Origin of the sequence: Mesorhizobium sp. M6A.T.Ce.TU.002.03.1.1, from assembly GCF_003997275.1 — a bacterium.
GTDB lineage: Bacteria > Pseudomonadota > Alphaproteobacteria > Rhizobiales > Rhizobiaceae > Mesorhizobium > Mesorhizobium mediterraneum.
In genome coordinates this window covers 1-19755 of sequence record NZ_RZTI01000019.1, presented here as the reverse complement: position 1 = coordinate 19755, position 19755 = coordinate 1, and the positions used below count along the sequence as shown (strand labels likewise).

Below are 19755 nucleotides of genomic sequence, written 5' to 3'. Positions count from 1 at the left end.
AGGATGTTTATCCATGGTCGTAGCTCCTGTGGCTTGCAAATAAAGCCTCAGGACGCTTTTCTATGCGGAACTTGATTAGCAAGTAAACAGATAGCCTTTTTCTTCACAACAACAATGTGTGAAGCAATTATGTCAGCATTGCTGGCATATTGGCGCACCGCATTCCTTGCGGCCCTTTCATAGGATCCCCCGCCATGAACAATTTCGATGCGCTTTACGCTCTCTTCGCTTGCAATCTCGAGTTCCGCCAGTTCTGCAAAAGCTATGGTTTCGCCCGGCCACATTTGTTTTGCGCTGGGAAGGATGAACGAACCGAAATGGGCCGCGCCAGACCTGAAATCCCCAGCATGAACTTTCACCTTGGCCACTCTAAATCTCCCTATCTTCAGGTTCTGATCGGCTGCTTGCTCGTTCGGGAACGGCTATCTACAAATTGGCTGACTGGATGAGAGTCCGCATCTAACGGTGTGTGCCGCTACGACACTGACGGGGTCGATCCCCCGTCCGACCTCGGCCTTTCCCAAGAAGCTAGCGGTCACTCCTCTCCTTCGCCTTCATCCAGCGGCATGCAATTCCCGTTCTCGTAACTCCGCCGGAATCGATCAAAATGGCAGTAGTGCGGAACTTCTCCGCGCACGTTTGGATGTCGCCTAAGATCGTCTTGCAAATCGATTCCGGCACCGGCCGAAGATCAACCGTCGGGCGGTTGAGGACCATAAACCCTAGCGCTGGAAACTCGCCATCCAGCCATTCTTGGAAAGTCGAGCCTTTGCCATCAAAGGAGTAGAAAGACCACTCGTTCAACCCGCCGGGCTTTGTCCCGAGCATTGATATGATCAGCCGACATTCGTAAGGTATGGCCGTTACCCACGAGGCCAGTTGCATGTCGGTCACGGCACTCTGCTTGGTGGCTAAGTCGGCTGTGCGCCCTGGCCTGGCACATGTCCAAAATATCGCGCCGCCATGCTCTGCTGGTAGTTGCCAACGTTTGAGCTGATGAAGCCTCTTCATGGTTCCAATCCGCCTATTGCTGGACCCGATCGCGCGCGCTTCGCCGTTAAGACCCTTTCCGCACTAGGAGAGTTGCCAGCACGTTCTGCATTGCGACATGTTCCTGGCTATTGATCGCAACCTCCCAAGTGTCATTGTGCTTGTGCCAGGCTAGGTTTGCGTTTCATAGCGCCTGCCTAAAGGCTTTCGGATCTATACCCACCGATCGAGCCATATCCGCGGCGCTGGTTATCTTGGCCGCCGCACTCGCCGCTTTTGTTATCCAGAACCGGCGCGATTGCCCACCGCCGTAATATGAGGCGTGCCGCCATAGTCACGGGCGATCGCCTTCGTGTCATTGATACAGCTGAAGGCGTCCCAACCAGTTGCCCGGTTTAGTTCCGCCAAGGTAGCGCCCTGAGGTCGATGCAGGAGATTGTACATGATCCTACGTTTCGTTCCGAGGCGGGGCTTGTCTGACGAGGCCATTGCAGCTTTCTCCCTACTCACGTCTTCATAGCCGGCACTACCTTCGCGCTTTCCGCCAACCCGCAGCGCGTGCATCCGCCTCAGAACAAACCAGCGCTCGCCCTTCGCCTTAGCGATCTTCGTATCGGCATAGAACTTCTGTCCAGGCATGTGGTAGATGCGCTCGCCGTCGGCCGAGATGTTGCCCTTGATGTTGCAACCAGAGCCAAGCAGACCGAAGCCGGTCGATTGCTCTCTGACCGTCTCGACCTTGTCGGCGTTCGCATCCCGCCAGTCCCATGGCTGATCGAAGCGGCCCTGCCAAACTCCGCGATGCGCGGCGACAACAGGGTTCCGAACCGGAAGCAAAATGTCCATCGATCATTGCGCAGCACCCGCGTCCGGCATTCAGCGTAGCATGGCTGCCCGGATGAAGACCGCAGCGGCCAGAACGACGATGGCGGCAATCACCAAGACCGGGCCATATCTGCGCGGCTGGACGTCCGGCTGGTCCTCAGCGGGCGCATCGCATTGGCATAGCTCACCTGGTTGGTGAACTTCGGCGCTTACGAGGCCGACATCGCATCTTTTGCCGGAGCATTGCCGGCGGACTCCGCGAATCGATGCCGGGCGCGAAGGGGACCGACCCGGGCACCGTCGCGGCTGCGGCTCCCGTGGAAACGGACGCCTCGCGCCCTTTGCGGGCTTCGCACAAAAGGTGCTGCGTCGGTCATCATCGGAATCCTTTTCAGGGCATCAGTGTCTTGAAAGCTCCGACGAGCGGAAAACCAGCAGAACCTCCTTCCAGGAACAACGGGCGATCAAGCGGGTTAGGCTGCCGGCGAGAAATCGGTAATCAAGGAGCAAAGATGCTTGGAAAGCTTCGCGCCGGTTGCGCGGCGGTTCGGCAACAGCATCACGCATGTCGAGAGTGGTCATGCCTATCCACATCGCGGCGGCCGCTAGTGGTTCGCGGCATGAATAGGACAACAGCAGCCGCCGTGCTGCTTGGCGCCGGGTTGGCTGGCCTGGCGTTGTACAACGGCGCTCGCGCCAAACGCGCGCTTTTCTCGCGTGCGTCGGGGCGCTTCGTCGAGGCGGCAGGAGTACGCCTGCACGTCCTTGAGCAGGGCAGCGGGATGCCGTTGATCCTGCTGCACGGAAACGGGTCGTCGGCCGAGGATTTCAAGACCAGCGGCATGCTCGACGAGGCGGCCAAGAGATACCGGGTGCTCGCCTTTGACCGGCCCGGCTTCGGCAGGAGCACGCGACCGCGAGGAAAATGGTGGACGGCGGCCGCGCAGGCCGATCTCATTCATGCCGCCGTCTCGCAGCTTGGGATCGAAAGGTATCTCGTTCTGGGGCATTCCTGGGGTGCGTCGGTGGCTCTCCAGCTTGCGCGCCGTCATCCCGCCTCGGTCGCCGGCATCGTGCTTGTTTCCGGCTCCTATCATCCACCGCCGCGCCTCGGCCTCGTACTGGCGGCGCTGCCGGCCTTGCCTGTCGCCGGTGGTGTTTTCCGCCACACCTTGCTGCCGCTGCTTGTGCGGATTACCTGGCCGCTGACCATGGCCAAGATATTCAGCCCCGGCATAATCTCTGCCGAGTTTGCTTCGTCGACAAAGGACGTCGTCAGCCGGCCATCGCAACTGCTCTCGATCGCTGCGGAGGCGGCACTGATGCTGGCCGCGGCACTGGCCGGCGGCCGCTCCGCCCGGTACAAGGAGCTGTCGCTGCCCACCGGTATTGTTGCCGGGGCCGGCGACCGGTTGTTCGACGCCCAGGCCGAGGCTATTCGACTGCAAGCCGAAATTCACGGTTCCCTTGTCGATATCATCCCGCACGCCGGCCACATGGTCCACCACGCCGCACTGAAAGCCGTTCTCGCCATGGTCGACAAGGTCGCTGCTGCGGGCAGGGGCGAACCTGCATGATCCACTTCACCGCCAACACGCATTTCAGCGATCTTCGTATGGCGCATCGATCACCGTCCGCTCCCAACGGAACGCCGGGCGCCGCGCGGCCGTTGTCCCGGGATCGGAAGGTGAGACGTGGATAGAGAGACCTCCAATGCCGGAAAGGCTGAGCAGGCCGAGCAATTTGATGGCGCGTCTGCGAAACAGTGCGAACTTGCAACAGGAGGAGAAGGCGACACACCGCCAGCTGCCGCGGTAGCTGCGGCATTGATCAGCGCTTTGGAAACCACTCGAAATGGGGACCTGCTCCATATCGCGAGTTCCGAACGCAGTGCCGCTGACATCACACAGGCATTGCGCCGCTTCCTCCCAGCAGCTGACATCCTGTATTTGCCGCCGTGGGATTGCCTGCCATACGACAGGGTGTGGCCCACTCGCGCCACTATGGGACGGCGGGTCAGCGTTCTTCATGCTGTTGCGGCCGCTACGAAAGGACCCCGCATCACGGTTACTTCGGTCGAATCTGCCCTACAGAGGGTACCGCCTCCCTCGGTAATCGGCCAGGGTTTCGCCACCCTGCAGATTGGGCAAAAGGTGGACCCGAGGGCACTTCGGGTATTGGCTGAGAGAACTGGATATGTTGTCGACGATCGGGTCGATGAACCAGGCGAGATAGCCATCCGCGGCGATCTTATCGACGTTTTTCCTGCTGACCGTGACTGCCCTGTTCGTGTTGTACTGGGGGTTGGCGGCGCCATCTCCGAACTTAAGACATATGACCCAATCACTCAACGAAGCGAGCGATCGCTGCACAGAGTCATAGTTGGCCCGGCGTCCGAGCTCATGTTGGAAGCTGGCAACGAGTTCGACCCTGCAGCGATGCGCACGATCCCGATGGAGGAACGTCTAGTCTCGCTCTATTCCGACTTGCCGGCGCTCTTCGATGTGGCATCAACAGCTTCCATCTGCTTCCTGGATGGATTGGAAGAAATCTCGCTCGCTCGCGTCTTGGACCTCATAGAGGACGCGTGGCGCGGCAGGCGGCAAGTATCGGCGATGGCGCGGCCCGCGGCGAAACAATTTTATTTGTCGCGTGAGGAATGGGACGACTCGCTACGGGATCGCCATTGCTTGCGTCTTACGATCCCGGTTGGCCGAATTCCCAAATTCTTCCACCTGCCGCGAGCCGCGCACGAATTCGCCGAGTTCGCCCAGGCGCGCGCAAGCTCGGGATTTAGTGTGGTGGTCACAGGCGAAGCTTCGGAACTGCGCCGAGCAGAGCGGCTGCTCGACCGTAAGTTCGGTCGCAACATGGACCCAGTCGCCGATTGGCCGCAAATCCTCTCTGTCGAAAGAGGCTCTCTTCTCAGGGCGGAATTCGATCTCACGGAGGGCTTTGTCGACGAACCATCCCGAATTGCGGTCATTGCGGCAGCGGACATATTCGGCCCGTCATCGACTGCAAACGCGGGCTCCGGTGGCGGCATAGTCGAACCCGAACTGCGGGTCGGCGATCTGGTTGTCCATGAAGACCATGGCGTGGGCGTCCTTGCCGCGATCGAACAAATTGAAGTGGCTGGCCTGCAACAGGATGTCGTGAAGCTTGAATATCATGGTGGCGCTTCCTTGCTGGTACCAGTGGAGGAGTTTGGCCGTATATGGCGCTATGGATCCGAGCCAGATGCGATAGCCTTGGACCGACTAGATGGTGAAGGCTGGAAGAAGCGGCGCCAGTCTGTAGTCCGCGAGATCGAGAAGGTGGCCAAGCGGCTGGTCGCCATTGCGAAGGCCAGGTCGTGCCAGTCCGCCGAATTGATCAAGCCGCCGCGTGCCGACCTTGCTCGCTTCGCGGCGCGATTCCCTTACCCCGCGACCCCCGACCAAGCCGCCGCAATCCGAGCCGTGATGGATGACCTGTCCTCGGGCAAAACGATGAACCGGCTGGTCTGCGGCGACGTCGGCTTTGGAAAGACCGAGGTGGCGCTTCGGGCGTGTGCTGCGGCCGCGTTTTGTGGCAAGCAGGTTGCTATCGTTGCGCCCACCACGGTGCTCGCGCGTCAGCACTACGAGACGTTCTGCCGGCGTTTCGCAGGGTTCAACATCCAAGTTGCTCACCTTTCCAGGGTGGTCGGATCGACAGAGACAAGGAAAGTGAAGGACGGTCTGAGAAGCGGCAACATTGCAGTCGTGGTCGGGACCCATGCTGTTGCGGCCAAAGGGGTGTCCTTTAGCCATCTCGGGCTGCTCGTAATCGACGAAGAGCATCGGTTCGGGGCCAAGCTGAAGCAATCACTGCGACGGTTGGCGCCATGCCTCCACACACTGACCATGAGCGCTACGCCGATACCCCGAACGCTTCAATTGGCGATGGCGGGCGCGCAGGAAGTCAGCGTCCTGAACACACCACCTGCCAAGCGGCGTCCGGTTCGCACCATCCTGGCTCCTTTCGATGCCGGCTCGGCCAAGGCTGCTCTATTGCGCGAATACCGCCGCGGAGGACAAAGCTTCTTTGTCGTTCCACGCATAGAGGACATCGAGACTGTCGTTGAACAACTGGGCAGGCTGGTTCCGCAGCTCTCGGTGAAAATCGCGCATGGCGAAATGAAAGGGCGTGAGCTGGACGAGATAGTTGTCCGGTTCGCCGCAGGCGAAGGCGACATTTTGTTGGCCACTGACATCATCGAAAGCGGACTTGATATACCGCGGGCAAACACCATTCTCGTATGGCGGGCTGACCGTTTCGGACTTGCACAACTCCACCAGCTTCGGGGTCGTGTAGGCAGAGGAAGGATGCAAGGCATTGCACTTCTCTTGACCGAGCCCGGCAAGGAATTGGCTGACGCCACAAGGTCCCGGCTTTCGGCTCTTGTAGCTCTCGACCGGCTTGGCTCTGGCCTGGCCATCAGCCAAAGGGACCTCGACCTGCGCGGCGCCGGCGATCTTTTCGGCGAAGAACAGGCGGGCCACGTCAAGCTGATCGGCGTCGGGCTCTATCATCGACTGCTCCAGCGTGCCTCATCGATTGCTCGAGGCGTGCCCGGCTCTGACACGCAACTTCCGGACATCAACTTGCAGGCCGGAGGGTCATTCCCAGAAAGCTATGTGCCGGAGCCAGCCATACGCCTCAGCCTGTATTCGCGGTTGTTCCGCATGAGCACGCATTTTGATATCAATGCATTTGCCGATGAGGTGGAGGATCGCTTCGGAGCCATGCCGAGCGAAGTGGCCACGCTGCTGGAGGTAAGCCGACTGCGAATAGATGCAGCGGAGTTAGGCTTGAGCCAGGTCGACGTAGGACCCGAAGCGATTGCGATCTCCTTTCGCACAAAGGCCTCCGCATCGGTCCGGCAGAATCTTATTGGGCTGGACGGGTTCGAATTTCGGCGAGGCCGCTTGATCTGCAGGCCATCAACCAAAGCAGGTGTCGCAAAACTCGAAGTTCTACGAAGCGTGATCGATTCCATTCGCTCGGCACACCCAGCACGTGAGCTAAACGCCAGAACGATTGCCGGTCAAAGCACAATCGGCCCTTAGCGGCCCAGGCTGCGAATTGCGTGTACCGACATATTGTTCCACGAGAATCTTCAAGCTGTCGCATCTCGCCTTTTCAGAGCGTCACAGGACTCACGCCGGGGGTCATCGACGCCGTTTCAAAATCCCCGACTATGCGCAACCGAGCGCGCAGCTCACATCGTGAAGAGGCAGACACGCCTCAGGGCCGCTGAGGCGGTGTTTCGCCACCGTTCTCGCCTCAGACGATCGCGATTGGCTAGGGGTGGATTACAAGACGCATGTTCTGGCGCAACCGCGACTTCTAGAATGGTCGCCGGCTATGTCCGCTTCCAGAACATGGCAAAGCTGACCTTAACGGCTTAAACGCGGCGGATTGGCTCAGCCAATACCGGCGCTCTAGCGAACGATCAGTTCGGCGCGCCCGCTTCGGAATTCGTGCTTGGTAAGAAATGAAACGATCGCTGCAGCGATTTTGCCTCCGCCCTGTTCCGAAGGCTCGATGGCGTTGGCAAAGTCGGCGTCCTCGTCGCAGATAATGCGAAGGTCGATCACTGGAACGCCGCGCCCAGCGGCTGCCCGTGTAATGCAGTCATTGAGGACCGAGAGGGCCGTTACCGCAATGCGCCTCTCCTCAGGGTTTGCATACCGGACGTCGTAGATCGTACAAACGGCGGTGGGCAGTTTGACAGCCAGAACGGCATCCAGCGTCGACCGATACTCTAGGCAAAACTGCTCTCTTATTTCGGCCAGTTTTAGCAGGGCGTCGGCGACGGACCGCGACGGAGCGTCCAAAACAGAGGAAACGCCGAGCGCGTCGTTACCTCCCATGCTGACCACCAGATGAGTGGCGTCGGCTGGCAGACGGTCCAGCTGCTGGCGCACCCCTGCCATGACGCTGCCGTCTACGGCAAGCAGGTCGGCCGACCATCCGATCGGAAGCTGGCGCACCAAATGGGCCAGTACATCTGCTCCGCCGGTCACATAGGCACGATTGTCAAAAACCGAATCGCCAAGAAGCACAATTTTGTTCGTCATACCCGCATCCTCGGCGAAACTGGCTTGCATGGGCGCGAATGCCGGTCCCGCCGCAGCGGCCAGCAAGAAGCTCCTCCGCGATACCGGGAACTTGACCAGACTTGCGTCTCCATGGGCTCTCGCTCGCCAAGTAGTTAGCGGCGAGGCCGGGTGCGGCAACACCGTCCGAATTAAACGCCGGTCGCCCCCAGACGATTGGTCGCTATGTCTCTGGAGGGCTCCTTACTACCTGAAATCAATTAAGCTGCCTAAACCACGGGACTTTCGATAAGAACGGCCGCGCTCGCTCGGCATAGTATTCTACCCTCCTTGCAACAACGACAATGGAGAGCAAGATGACCAGCACCAATAATCTCTACAGCCGACAGCTTTTAAGAGAAGATCAGCGCGAGGTCGACTTCCAGTTCAGGACCGCTGGTCGGGATGACAAGCTTTTAGCTTCATCTGAGCGCATACAAATAGGCCGCGACGTCGCGAGCCTCCTGCTCCGAAATGCCGGTCGAAGGCATTGCCGTATGCGGATTGATTTCCCTGGCGACCCGAATCCAGCGGATCAGGTTCTCTGGATTATTGGACAAAACCCCGCCGACATAAACCTTGGTGGCCAGCGTGGCGTCCAAGCGCGGGCCGACCAGTCCATGCGCGCCGGGGACGCCGGTGATTGTATGGCAACCGGCGCAACCATTGGCCATCATGATCGATATGGCACGGGTAGCAATGCCACCGGTTGCATTATTGGCTTCCCGTATGACCCTATCAGTGCGTTGTAACCACCATGTCAGCGCCGCTAAAATCGCCAGCACGACAATGGCGCTCGTGCCGAAAACCAGCCTAGACAGGTCGGAACGCAAGCGACGCCTCCCGGCTTTTCTGTCCGCTCGAGCGGATCCACAAGCCCGCCAGTAACAAAGCAGCTCCGCCGTAGATCAGGCCGGCCGGAACCCACATGACCAGGCCGGCGAGTTGCTGGTCCTCAAGCGGACTGAGGCGCCACAATTGCGCGCCGGCGGCATTGTCGGGGTACCAAAGTCTCGGCGAGACCACGAGCAGCACCCCAAGCAGACCGGTGTGCAGCGAAGTGAAGAAGAGATGCATGACTGCGCTGCCATAGGTTTGTTCACGGCCGGGACGCGGCAGCAGCGCCCACCAGAACAAGACGCCGGTGCCGAAGAAGCTGGCATGCTGGGCATAGTGCAGGAAACCGCGTTCAAGCGCAGCCTCGAACGGCGCCGGCACGTGCCACGCCCATATCGCGATAGCATGCAGGATGGTGGCGGCGACGGGACGGCTCGTCGCGGCCCAGACGGCCTGAAGCATTTTCGCGTGCCCGGCTGCGCCAAGCGTCTGCCGTAGCGAGATCGGCAGTGCCCACATCATCGCAGCCACCGGACGGGAGGCGACCAGCAGAGGCGCTGCGACCGCCATGAGCAATTCGTGCTCGATCATATGTGCGGTGAATACGCGCTCGCCCAATGCATGAAGCGGGCTGACGAGCGCAGACGCCAATACGGCCCAGCCCGCAGCGAACAGCAGGGCCTGTCGCGATCGCAACGGGCGGCCGCGACCGCTCCTACGCCACAGTCGAATGGCGCCTGCCGCATAGAACAATGCGATCGTCGCCAACGGCAGCGTGATCGGCAGCGCCATCGTCCACCCCGGGGCGCTGCCGCCATAGCAGATCGAGGTCGAGAAGAGCGCATCGAAGCTCATCGCACACACTCGTCGAGAATGAGCGAGGCGGCGCCTTGCATGATGATGACCAGCGCAAACAGCACTGCAGTCAGAATGCCCAGATTGCCAACAAAAGCTTCAGTGCCGCGCGTGCGCTCCGGTTTGAAGGAGGCGCCGCCCTGTTGCCGTGCCCGCCACGATAGCGCCCCGCCAACCAGAGACATTATCGCAAGCACCAGTGCGATGAAGGGTATGACAGGAATCCGGTGGGCGCACTGCCATTCCACAACGGCGTAATTCAGTTGCGTCGACACGGCCCAGGCCAAAGGCCCCGACAAGAGACCGGCCCATGAGGTGCCTGACTGAAGCGCGCGCATCTCAATCAAGCCTCGGCATCCAATAGATTAGGAGATAGATCGGAATCCAGGTCACGACCACGAAGTCCCAGTAGAAGACGTTGTCACCGACGTCAGCGAAACGTCGGCCACTGTTGGCGTGGCGCGTGAACATCAAAGCGGTCAATACCAGCGTGTCGCCGACATCGGTGATCAGGTGCGCGGTGTGCAGGCCGAGCATGACCCAGAGCATCGAGCCGTAGGCGTTGGTGTCCCAATAGATGTTGAGGGCTGGAAACTCGAACCAGCGCACGACAAGCGGCGCGATTCCGAGCAGCGACATGACTACGAGGCCGATGCGCACTGGCAGCATCTCGCAAGCCTCGGCATGGCGCTTTAATATGTGGTTGGGGACCAGGCTGGCGAGCAGCAAAAGCGTCACAATCGTGCCCGGCCAGTGGTTCGGCGTCGGCGCGCTCAAAGGCCATTGCGGTGACAGGTACGCGAGGTAAAGATAACTCCCCGCCGCGATCGCAAATCCCATGCCTTCGAGCGCCATGAAGGCGAGAGTACCCCACCAGGTCGGGGTGCGCGGTCCGTGCCCGAAGGTCGGGAGCTCGGAAAGATCTACGGCAGGACGCTGTTTCATTCCTCATCCTCCGCACCGCCTTTCGGCCAGAACCAGCCGATCAAAGTGATGGCGATCGGTCCGGCTCCCCAAACCACTGCCCATGGGCTGAAGATCGAGTAGAGAAAGGTACCCCCGACTGCGAGGGCGGCGAATAGCGGCCAGATCGACGGCGTTGCCGATTTCTCGCGCACGTCCGGATGCGCCTCCGCCACTGTCGAGACGACCAGTTCGCGTGCATCGACCCGAAGCCCCGTCGCTACGGGAAGCGTTCCGCGTTCGGCCCATAGCGGCTCGACGTGCATCACGATCGGAATTCGGGTGAAATTGTAACTCGGCGGCGGCGATGACGTCGCCCATTCCAATGTGCCTGCATTCCAGGGATTGTCGCCGGCCGGGGCGCCCCTCAAGGCGCTGTGCACCAGATTTATGGTGAAAAGCGCGAAGCTCACAAACAGAACGACCGCGCCAGCGGTGATGAACAGATTGATGTCACCCCAGCCGAGCTCCGCCGGATAGGTGTATACCCGTCGCGGCATGCCCCAGATGCCGACAATGTGCATCGGGAAGAACGCCGTATTGAAGCCGATGAAGGCAAGCCAGAAATGCCAGCGCCCGAGGCGCTCGTTCATCATCCGGCCGGTGATCTTGGGAAACCAGAAATAGGCGGCGCCCAGCAAGGGAAATACCGACCCGCCGATGAGCACGTAATGGAAATGCGCGACCACGAAATAGGTGTCGTGAACTTGCAGGTCCAAGGGCACCGAAGCCAGCATTACACCGGTCAGACCACCGGCGACGAAAATGAAGAAGAAGCCGAACACGAACAACAGCGGCGTCCGGATGATCGGCCGACCGTCCCAGAGCGTCGCCAGCCAGCAGAATATCTGCAGTCCGTTCGGAATGGCGATCAGCATGCTCGACGCGGTGAAGAAGCTCGCGCCGAGCTTGGGCAGACCGGTGGTGAACATGTGGTGAACCCAAAGGCCGAACGACAGGAACCCAACGGCGATTAGCGACAGCACCAGCCCTAGATACCCGAACACCGGGCGCCGTGCGAAGGCGGCGATGATCGAGGAGACCATCCCGGTCGCCGGCAGGAAAATGATGTAGACCTCGGGATGGCCGAAGAACCAGAAAAGATGCTGGAAGAGCAATGCGTCGCCGCCTTCGGCGGGGTTGAAGATATGGGTGCCGACCAGCCGGTCCAGGATCAGGAACGTCGAGGCGATCATGACCGCCGGCATCGCGAACACGACCACGAAGGAGGTGACCAGCATCGCCCAGACGTAGAGCGGGATCTTGTCAAGCGACATGCCAGGAGCCCGTTGCTTCAGAACCGTCACGATGGTTGCGACCGCGACCGCTAGAGCAGAGACCTCGGTGTAGGTAATCATCTGCGCCCAGACGTCGGCGCGCTTGCCTGGTCCGAATTCGGGACCGGACAGCGGCACATAGGCGAACCATCCGACATCAGGCGCCATGTTGAGCGCGAACGACACCCAGGCGAACACGCCTCCCGACAGAAAGATCCAGAAGCTGAAGGCGACAAGGCGCGGAAACGCGATATTGCGGGTGCCCACCATCAGCGGCACAAGGTAGATGCCGCTCGCCTGCACGATCGGTACGGCAAACAGGAACATCATCGTCACGCCGTGCATCGTGAACAACTGGTTGTAGAGGTCCGGCCCGATCAGCCCGCGCTCGGGGCCCGACAGTTGGACGCGCATGGCGACCGCGTTCAGCCCGCCGAGGCACAGGAACACGAAGGCGGTGATCAGGTAGCGACAAGCGACAATTTTGTGATCGACGGTCGAAAGCGCGCCGATAATGCCAGATGCGGTCTGCCACGTTTGCGCAAGCCAGCGGTCAAGGCTGACATCGTCGAGGCCGGTGTCGCGCGGGCCGTCGCGCTCAGGGGCCAGATCGCCTTTTGAGGCCAAGTCACGTTTGTGGGTCGAGTCACCTTCGTGAGCAAGGTCGGCGCTGCTCATCTCAAGCCCTCAAGATAGGCGACGATCGCATTCAACTCATCGCCATTCAGATCCACCACCGGCATATGGGCGCCCGGCTTGATCCCCTGCGGATCGGCTATCCATGCCGCAAGGTTGCCGCGGCTCATCGTCAACGTTCCGGCTGCGAGCGTTTGCCTGCTGGCGACATGGGTCAGGTCGGGGGCGACCGTGCCGCCGGCGATGGTGCCGCCGATCTTGTGGCACATCACGCAGGGCCTCTTGAGGAACAGGTCATGGCCCGCTATCGCCTCGGGCGAGGCAGGCGGGGCAGCCGGCCTCAGCTGGTCGTCCAGCCAGGCCTCGAAGACGGGCCGAGGCTTGGCGATGACGAAGGTGCTCATATTGGCGTGCTGAGCACCGCAGAACTCGGCACACTGGCCCCGATAAACGCCGGGCTTGTCCGCCTTGAGATCGAGAACATTCTCGTGACCCGGAATGAGGTCCAGTTTGCCGGCCAGATTCGGCACCCAGAAGGAATGGATGACGTCGGTCGAGGTGAGAATGAGCCGCACCGGCTCGCCTGCCGGGATGTGGATCTCGTTGGCGGTCGTCAGAATGCGGTTCGGCTGGCTGTTTTCATAACGCACCTCCCACCACCACTGATGCCCGGTCACGCGGATTGTCAGCGCGGCATCCGAGCCGATGGCAGCGAGCGTCCTGTTGGCGAAGAAGCTCAACAGCGTTAGCCCGATCAGGATCACCGCGGTGGCCCCGAGCGCCGCAAAAACAATTCGTGTCTTGTGGCGCTCGGAAGCGGCGTCGAGGACAAGCGGATCGTCGATCGGTCGTGCGCGCCGGATCAGGGTCGTGATCAGCACGATCATTACCAGGAGCCAGACCACGGTGCAGAGCGCGGTGAAGAACCAGATCAGCCACGCGAGCTCGCTCGCTGCCGGGCCCTTCGGATCAAGGGCGGATTGCCAGCCGCTGCATCCTGCAAGGGGCAGAATGGAAGCTGCGCCGCACACCACCCAAACAAGGCGTCTCACGGCGACTTCCCCAGTGTCGCGGCATTTGGCAGGCGATTTTCGGATGGGTGCACCATCATGTCGTCGTCGCGCCCAGGCGCGGCGGAGGAGGGTACGTTGCCGCTCAGCGAGCGGACAAAGGCGGCAAGTTCCCAGATCTGGTCGTCGGGGACCCTGTCACGGAAGCTCGGCATCCCGTTCGGGCGTCCGTCTCTGATCGTAGCGTGGATGCTTTCGATTGCACCTCCGTAAATCCACTTTTCGTCCATGAGCGCTGGTCCCATGCCGCCACCGCCATTGGCATGGCATCCCGAACAGTTGAACCAGTTGAACAGACGTTTGCCCTGGCTAAGATGGAACGCGTTTGCCTCGAACGCTGCTGCCTTGTTGTCGGACGGAGACGGCCGCTCGCCGCCTGGCGTAAGGACAGTGACCGGCGTCGGCTGCTTGCCGGAGCCGAGTGCCGACTGAGGGCGGGTGTCGCGTTCCTCGCGCTGGCATCCGGCGATGGCGAGCATTGCGAACAACAGCAAGGGAAGGCAGCGGTTCATTTCAAGGCGCTCCAGCAGTATCGAGCCGGGGCAAGCCATACTGCGCCAGAATCGCGTTGATCTCGGCGCGGTGCTTTGCGAGGGCAGCGTCCACTTCGCCGCGCAGCACATCATCCTCGTGCCGCACGCCCATCGAGATGTCGTAGATCATCGGCAATTGCGGACCGTCTATCCGCGGCTCAACCGGCGTCATCCGCAGCGCCACCTTCTGTCTGGCGGCAAAGTAGCCGGCCAGCGGACCCCAGACGACGGCCATATCGATTTCGCCACTCGCGACCGCTTCGATGATGCGCGCCGGCGGATTCGGCGCAGAATAGTCACCATAGACCGGGAAGCCGGTAAGATGGCCGACGATGCCACGGCGCCCGAGCGCCTGGGCGGGTGGGGAGTTGGCGCCATCATCGCCGATTAGTTGGACACCGATGCGCAGACCACGCAGCCGAGGATCGTTGAATGAGCTGACTTCCGGCGCCTCCTTGCGCGTCACGAAGACGTAGGACGAGCGGTAATATGGCGCGGTGGTGCGCAGTATTTCGAGATTGGCGGGCGTGCCGGGGACGAGATCACACAGACCGGCTTTCAACGTGTTGCGGATGAAGCCGCGGTGCTGCGCCCACCATGTATAGGAAAGGGTTGCGCCAAGTTCCCTGGCGATGATCCCCACGATCTTGTTTTCAAAGCCTGCACCGCTGGCGTTGGAGAAGGGCATGTTGTTGGGATCGGCGCATACCCGCAGCTCGCGCGCATTCGCCGGGGCGGCGACAAGGGACAAGGTTAGTACGCAGATTGTCGCGACAAAATGCCGGGAACGCATTCTCCCCCGTCGCGCAGGCCCGCCGATCGGTTCAAGGCAGCCGGAATACATACAGCGTACCTCCCGGCGTGGTTACGTCCTTCAGATCCTTCATGACGTTCGCGAAGCCGAGCGCAGCGGTGGCGTCGCGCGGGTCGAGATCCCCCGACACGATGGCACCTGCCCAGCCACCGACACCCGACAAGATCGCGACATATTGGTGCCCGTCGGGACCGCGATAGGTGATCGGCTGGCCGATGATGCCGGAAGAGGTCTTGAACTGCCAAAGCAGTTTCCCGGTCGTGGCACTCACCGCCTTGAACCAGCCTTCCATGGTTCCATAGAACACGACATTGCCGGCGGTAACGACGGCACCGCTCCACACCGGAAAGTTCTCCTTCAGGATCCATGCCGGCTTGGCGGCGGCGACATTCCAGGCTGTGAATGCACCGCGATGTCCGCCCGGCCCAGCGATCATGCGGACATTCATGCCGACATACGGCGTGCCGGCGATGTAATTCACCTCGACGCCTTCTTCGTCCATGCACAGATTGTTGTGCGGGATGTAGAGCAAGCCGGTCTTGGGCGAGAATGCCGAGGGCTGCCAATCCTTCAGGCCGGATGCGGTCGGGCAGATGTTGCGTACGACCTTGCCGGTGCTGGTCTCTTTCTCGGGATTTACTATCAGTCGGCCTGTCTTGAGGTCGACTCCCTTGCTGGAATTGACTGGCCCGAATGGTACCGCGGACAAGACCTCGCCCGTCGTGCGATCCAGCAAGTAGACATAGCCGTTGCGTTCCGGCCGGACGAGCACCTTGCGGGGCTTGCCCTGCCAGGTCATATCCAGCAACACCTGCTCGTTGATGCCGTCGTAATCGTGCAAATCGTGCGGGGTCCACTGATAGAACCATTTTGCATTGCCGGTGTCGGGATCGCGGGCAAAAATGCCGGACGTCCACTTGTTGTCGCCGGGTCGCAGGTCGGGATTCCAGGGACCGGGGTTACCGGTACCATGGAAGATCAGGTCCAGATCGGGGTCATAGGAAATCCAGCCCCACACATTGCCGCCGCCGATTTTCCAGGCGTCCGGCGGCCACGATGTGACGCCGAGATCCTTGCCTTTGTCCATGTCGTAATGCGGCTTGAAGTCGGGGCCGATCAGCACCTCGGCATCCGGGCCGGTGCTGTAGGCCGTCCAGATGACATGCCCGTCGCCGGCGTCAAGCGCCTTGATCCAGCCGCGCACGCCCATTTCGCCGCCGGAATTGCCCACCAGAACTTTGCCCTTTACCATCAGCGGCGCCATGGTGATGGTCTCGCCGATGTTGATGTTGCCGATATGGGTATTCCAGACCGGTTTGCCGGTGGCCGCGTCGACAGCGATCGTGTGTCCGTCGAGCGTGTTGAAGTAGATACGCCCGTTGGAGAAAGCCGCACCACGGTTGACCACATCGCAGCAGGCAACACCCTGCGCAGCAGGCTCGGGATTGGGCTCGAACTTCCACTTCATCGGTGCGCCGGGTCTGGCGAGATCAAGCGCGTAGAGAATATTGGGAAAGGGCGTCACGATATACATCGTGTCGCCGACAACCAGCGGCGCAGCCTCCTGGCCCTTGTTCACGCCGGTCGAGAAGGTGAAGGCTACCTGCAGGGTCTTGACATTGTCTTCAGTGATTTCAGCGAGTTCGCTGTAGCGAGTCGAAGCATAGTTCTTCGCCGGCATCGTCCACTGGCCATCGTCAAGTGGGGCTGCTGCAGCAGGCGGCCTTATGGCAGGCTCCGCCGGCTGGGCGACCGCTCCGGCCACGAGCGCGAAGCCCACCAGCAAGGTCCAGCCGATCATCCCCAATTTGGTACGACCATCTATCCTGGCCATTGCCTTGTATCCCCTCTGGCAGGCGCCCCAAATCTTCACCGCCACCTGTTGCACCTGTTTCATTCGTGCATCGAGCCGCCGACCCCGGCGCCGAGCTCCGCTGCTATGTCCGCCTCGCTTCCGGCACATAACGGATGGCCCCAGCCGGAAGCGCTCTTCCCGCCGGGGTCAAGATCATAGACGATGGCGTCTTTGCGATTTGGATTGACGCCGGCCGGCACCTTGTCCAGTCCAAGCGCAGCACGCGTGCGCCATGCGACATTGTGATCGGCACAGGAGGAATCGCCGCTTACACCAAGCCCCCCGATGATCCCTTTTTCATCGTAAAGCGCCAGACCGCCGCCAAATGCGACTACGCCCCCGACGAGCTTTCCCGTCAGCGGGTCGTTGGAACCTCCAAATGTCGTAGGATTGCCGGCATAAGCGGCCGCCTGGTTGACAGGGTTGGTGGCCTGCAGGCCGAACAGGGGGCCGCCCGGCTGGACCGCCGCATAGAGGTTAGCGGTCGAAAGCGCCATGTGGGCAAGGCTGAGCCCGTTGGCCGTACTGGCCTTTTCGGCTGCAACCAGGCGGCTGCCGGGCCATTGGGCGTCGGGCGTGGGACCGCTGAAGGCGACGGCGCAGACTGCTCCGTCGCGAGCGACGATCGCCGCCCATTCATGGGTGTCAAAGCCGCCATTGCCGGGGCCGCCGCTCGCCTTAACGCTTGCCTTGAGGGCGCTGAGGAGTCTGCCATGGTCAGCAGGGCACGGCGCTTGCGCCCAGGCTTTTTGCTCGACGTAGCCGATCGTCAGCAGGAACACACCCAATGCTACTGAGGCAGTCCAATGACGATCCATCGCCCGCGCCGCGTTTATTGAACTCCCCTAACGCATGAGAGGCGCAGAAGTGCCAAACGTCATGAAATAAAATAGCAGATTGATTTGGCTTAGAATCAGCGCGGTTGAGTTCGAACAGTGAAACGGTTCTGAGCCCTCGCGGTTGTGAGGGGCGGGAACCAGCCTCTGCAAGACACGTTGCTAAGTCATCAACCTTCACCAAAGGGATCGGTGCAATGGCGAAAGACATACCTCGCGAGGAAGAGCAACGCGGCACCGGAAAAGTCATCATGTGGGGCGCCGTAATCTCCGCTGTGCTTTTTGTTGCCCTCATGGCCATATTCATCCTCGGGCCGATCTGATCTGGTTGCGGGATTTCGAACTGTCTTTCAGCTGGCTTGCGTGATCAGGCCATAGCCACCGCGCGCGTTGGACCCCAACCTGCCGGGCGGCGCTCTACTTTCTCAAGCTCCCAAAGCGGCGCCGAGTATTAACAAATGTAAAGCCCGTCGGGCGATCGGAACTAACGGTCTGTGGCGACGTTGCGGTGGCAGGAAAACTATGCTGACCAACGGAGACAGACATGACAGACTCGAAAGAACGTCTGGCGCAGTGGCTTCGCGACGCTCACGCTATGGAAGAACAAGCCGAGACCATGTTGAGCGGCCAAATCGGGCGTCTTGAAAATTATCCCGAGATACGCGACCGGATGAGGATGCATCTGGAAGAAACGAGGGAACAAGCAGAACGTCTCGAACAATGCCTCGATCGGATGGGGGAAGGATCATCGACGCTGAAGGATGCCGGCGGCAAGTTAATCGCCATGGGGCAGAGCATCAGCGGTATTTTTGCAGGCGACGAGGTGATGAAAGGATCGCTGGCCAGCTACACATTCGAGCATATGGAAATCGCCAGCTACAAAATGCTCATTGCCGCAGCCGGCGAGGTCGGCGACGCCGAAGTGCAGAGAGTTTGCGAACAAAACCTCCGCGAGGAAGAGGCGATGGCCGATTGGCTGGGAAGCAAACTCGGCACGGTCACCGCCGAGTTCCTGCGGCGCGACGAGCGGGACGCTGACAGCGCGAAACGATGACGTGCCTGTAAATTTGATTGAACGAAAGCGTTATCGCGTTCTGGGCGCCCTTTGGCGGCACTAGACTGATCGACGCCGCTTTCACGTCCCGGGATCCATGCGCGCAAGGGGACAGCGTATCGCGTTTTGGTGCAGCTAGAGCACTCAGCGCAGTCGTGGGAGCCGTGGGCCTGTGTCTGCGTGCCGGAGGCGCGATCGGAGTGTGTCGTTAGACGCGCGGCGGTTGGGCGACGCTCGTCTTCTGGCCAGACGCCTGGCACGGCGCGATGCAGTTCCAGCTTTGGCGATGGCGGGCACACTGCATTACGCCCAGAACAGGCGCGCAAATGACATCTAATTCAGAGAAGGCCGAGGCGGTCGAGCAGTTGCTTGACACACCTGATCTTGCGACCGCACTGGAAAGCGAACAGTTCAAAAAATTCCTTGACCAGGTGCCGATCGCCATAGCGGTGCGGAGCTGACCGCGGAGGAGCGTGTGGTCTACGTCAATCCGGAATTGAGAAACTGTCAGGCCTGACGATCAGGCTCCTTTCGGGCACGGTCATCCACCAGCAGAAGGGCCGGCCTCGCCCCGAGGCCTTTGCCGAGGAAACCGATTTTGTCGGTGCCTTCCGGCTGGAGCGCGTCGGGGACAATCCGGCTCTTGTCGACGTTTATTCAAACATAATCGTGGAGGACAATGGCAAGATCTGCTTCCGGCTGGTGGCGCTGGTCAACTTATCGGCCCATGGCGAAGCGGGGGATCAGCGCTCGGTGGAGGAGCGTGTGGTGGATACATCCCGGTGTCAATAAACGTCGCCATGCCGGCGGGACTGGTCGTGAACGAATTGCTGACCAATTCACTAAACATGCTTTCCAGGGGCGAAAACATGCTTTCCACGGGCGCGAAGGCGGCACGATAACGCTACACAGCATCGTCGATGGCGACGGCTGCCGGGTCATAGTGGCTGACGACGGGATTGTTCCCCGAACCTTTCGACGATGAATATTTCCGCCATTTGCAATGGGCTCACCTGTCGGCGGGGGCGCCGGTGGCGGCATGCGGTGGGCAAAACGCACCCCGCACGTGCTCACCCCCGGCATGC

The 19755-nt window shown here is 60.8% G+C and carries 19 protein-coding genes and 1 pseudogene; 5 read left to right on the top strand and 15 right to left on the bottom strand.

The window, feature by feature from the left end; translation table 11 throughout:
- Positions 1 to 47 precede the first annotated feature (47 nt).
- The 4 genes from EOC93_RS08695 to EOC93_RS08675 all read right to left on the bottom strand — a co-directional run bounded on the left by EOC93_RS08695 (position 48) and on the right by EOC93_RS08675 (position 2397).
- The gene (locus tag EOC93_RS08695) at positions 48 to 368 is read right to left on the bottom strand and encodes a hypothetical protein (RefSeq protein ID WP_127204387.1); all 321 of its coding nucleotides are present in this window, start codon (positions 366 to 368) and stop codon (positions 48 to 50) included.
- A gap of 160 nt (positions 369 to 528) precedes the next feature.
- Positions 529 to 894 (bottom strand): hypothetical protein, encoded by a 366-nt coding sequence (locus tag EOC93_RS08690; protein ID WP_127204386.1) that lies wholly within the window; start codon positions 892 to 894, stop codon positions 529 to 531.
- 375 nt (positions 895 to 1269) lie between these two features.
- Entirely contained in the window at positions 1270 to 1836 is a 567-nt protein-coding gene (locus tag EOC93_RS34405) for a DUF3489 domain-containing protein (protein WP_206532225.1), read from the bottom strand.
- Between the two features lie 378 nt (positions 1837 to 2214).
- Complete coding sequence (locus EOC93_RS08675; RefSeq protein ID WP_127204384.1) at positions 2215 to 2397, bottom strand: hypothetical protein; 183 nt, start codon at positions 2395 to 2397, stop codon at positions 2215 to 2217.
- Positions 2398 to 2435: 38 nt separating this feature from the next.
- On the opposite strand from EOC93_RS08675, the gene EOC93_RS08670 reads away from it, so the two are divergent.
- Both EOC93_RS08670 and EOC93_RS08665 read left to right on the top strand, forming a co-directional pair.
- Positions 2436 to 3392: an alpha/beta hydrolase gene (locus tag EOC93_RS08670; RefSeq protein ID WP_127204383.1), complete on the top strand. Its 957-nt coding sequence runs from the start codon at positions 2436 to 2438 to the stop codon at positions 3390 to 3392.
- Positions 3393 to 3509: 117 nt separating this feature from the next.
- A complete protein-coding gene (locus EOC93_RS08665) occupies positions 3510 to 6908 on the top strand; it encodes a DEAD/DEAH box helicase (protein WP_127204382.1) in 3399 nt (1132 codons plus the stop codon).
- Positions 6909 to 7283: 375 nt separating this feature from the next.
- Here EOC93_RS08665 and EOC93_RS08660 read toward each other — a convergent pair whose 3' ends face one another.
- From EOC93_RS08660 to EOC93_RS08610, 11 genes are all read right to left on the bottom strand, one after another.
- A complete protein-coding gene (locus EOC93_RS08660; RefSeq protein ID WP_245461415.1) occupies positions 7284 to 7988 on the bottom strand; it encodes an SGNH/GDSL hydrolase family protein in 705 nt (234 codons plus the stop codon).
- A 374-nt stretch (positions 7989 to 8362) separates the two neighbouring features.
- Positions 8363 to 8773 carry a c-type cytochrome gene (locus EOC93_RS08655; protein WP_127204381.1) on the bottom strand — a complete coding sequence of 137 codons (411 nt, stop codon included), beginning with the start codon at positions 8771 to 8773 and terminating at the stop codon, positions 8363 to 8365.
- Entirely contained in the window at positions 8754 to 9569 is an 816-nt protein-coding gene (locus EOC93_RS08650; RefSeq protein WP_245461414.1) for a cytochrome c oxidase assembly protein, read from the bottom strand. The genes EOC93_RS08655 and EOC93_RS08650 overlap by 20 nt, the downstream gene beginning before the upstream one ends.
- A gap of 59 nt (positions 9570 to 9628) precedes the next feature.
- Positions 9629 to 9970 (bottom strand): hypothetical protein, encoded by a 342-nt coding sequence (locus tag EOC93_RS08645; protein WP_127204420.1) that lies wholly within the window; start codon positions 9968 to 9970, stop codon positions 9629 to 9631.
- A gap of 1 nt (position 9971) precedes the next feature.
- Positions 9972 to 10577 (bottom strand): cytochrome c oxidase subunit 3, encoded by a 606-nt coding sequence (locus EOC93_RS08640; RefSeq protein ID WP_127204379.1) that lies wholly within the window; start codon positions 10575 to 10577, stop codon positions 9972 to 9974.
- The gene (gene ctaD / locus EOC93_RS08635) at positions 10574 to 12550 is read right to left on the bottom strand and encodes a cytochrome c oxidase subunit I (protein WP_127204378.1); all 1977 of its coding nucleotides are present in this window, start codon (positions 12548 to 12550) and stop codon (positions 10574 to 10576) included. The genes EOC93_RS08640 and ctaD overlap by 4 nt, the downstream gene beginning before the upstream one ends.
- A complete protein-coding gene (gene coxB, locus EOC93_RS08630; RefSeq protein WP_164759080.1) occupies positions 12547 to 13560 on the bottom strand; it encodes a cytochrome c oxidase subunit II in 1014 nt (337 codons plus the stop codon). The genes ctaD and coxB overlap by 4 nt, the downstream gene beginning before the upstream one ends.
- On the bottom strand, positions 13557 to 14090 hold the full coding sequence (locus tag EOC93_RS08625; protein ID WP_127204377.1) for a c-type cytochrome: 534 nt from the start codon (positions 14088 to 14090) through the stop codon (positions 13557 to 13559). The genes coxB and EOC93_RS08625 overlap by 4 nt, the downstream gene beginning before the upstream one ends.
- Position 14091: 1 nt before the next feature.
- On the bottom strand, positions 14092 to 14904 hold the full coding sequence (locus EOC93_RS08620) for a substrate-binding domain-containing protein (RefSeq protein WP_164759079.1): 813 nt from the start codon (positions 14902 to 14904) through the stop codon (positions 14092 to 14094).
- A gap of 31 nt (positions 14905 to 14935) precedes the next feature.
- Positions 14936 to 16759, bottom strand: coding sequence for a methanol/ethanol family PQQ-dependent dehydrogenase (locus EOC93_RS08615; RefSeq protein ID WP_281033123.1), 1824 nt, complete (start codon positions 16757 to 16759; stop codon positions 14936 to 14938).
- Positions 16760 to 16818: 59 nt separating this feature from the next.
- Complete coding sequence (locus EOC93_RS08610; RefSeq protein WP_127204375.1) at positions 16819 to 17598, bottom strand: heme-binding protein; 780 nt, start codon at positions 17596 to 17598, stop codon at positions 16819 to 16821.
- A gap of 215 nt (positions 17599 to 17813) precedes the next feature.
- Between EOC93_RS08610 and EOC93_RS35335 the strand changes: the two genes are divergently transcribed.
- The 3 genes and pseudogenes from EOC93_RS35335 to EOC93_RS08600 form a co-directional block, all read left to right on the top strand.
- Positions 17814 to 17939, top strand: a complete 126-nt coding sequence (locus tag EOC93_RS35335) for a hypothetical protein (protein WP_281033122.1) — start codon at positions 17814 to 17816, stop codon at positions 17937 to 17939.
- Between the two features lie 221 nt (positions 17940 to 18160).
- The gene (locus EOC93_RS08605; protein ID WP_127204374.1) at positions 18161 to 18670 is read left to right on the top strand and encodes a DUF892 family protein; all 510 of its coding nucleotides are present in this window, start codon (positions 18161 to 18163) and stop codon (positions 18668 to 18670) included.
- A gap of 326 nt (positions 18671 to 18996) precedes the next feature.
- Positions 18997 to 19631, top strand: a pseudogene (locus tag EOC93_RS08600) (PAS domain-containing protein); the annotation flags it as partial.
- Between the last annotated feature and the right edge of the window lie 124 nt (positions 19632 to 19755).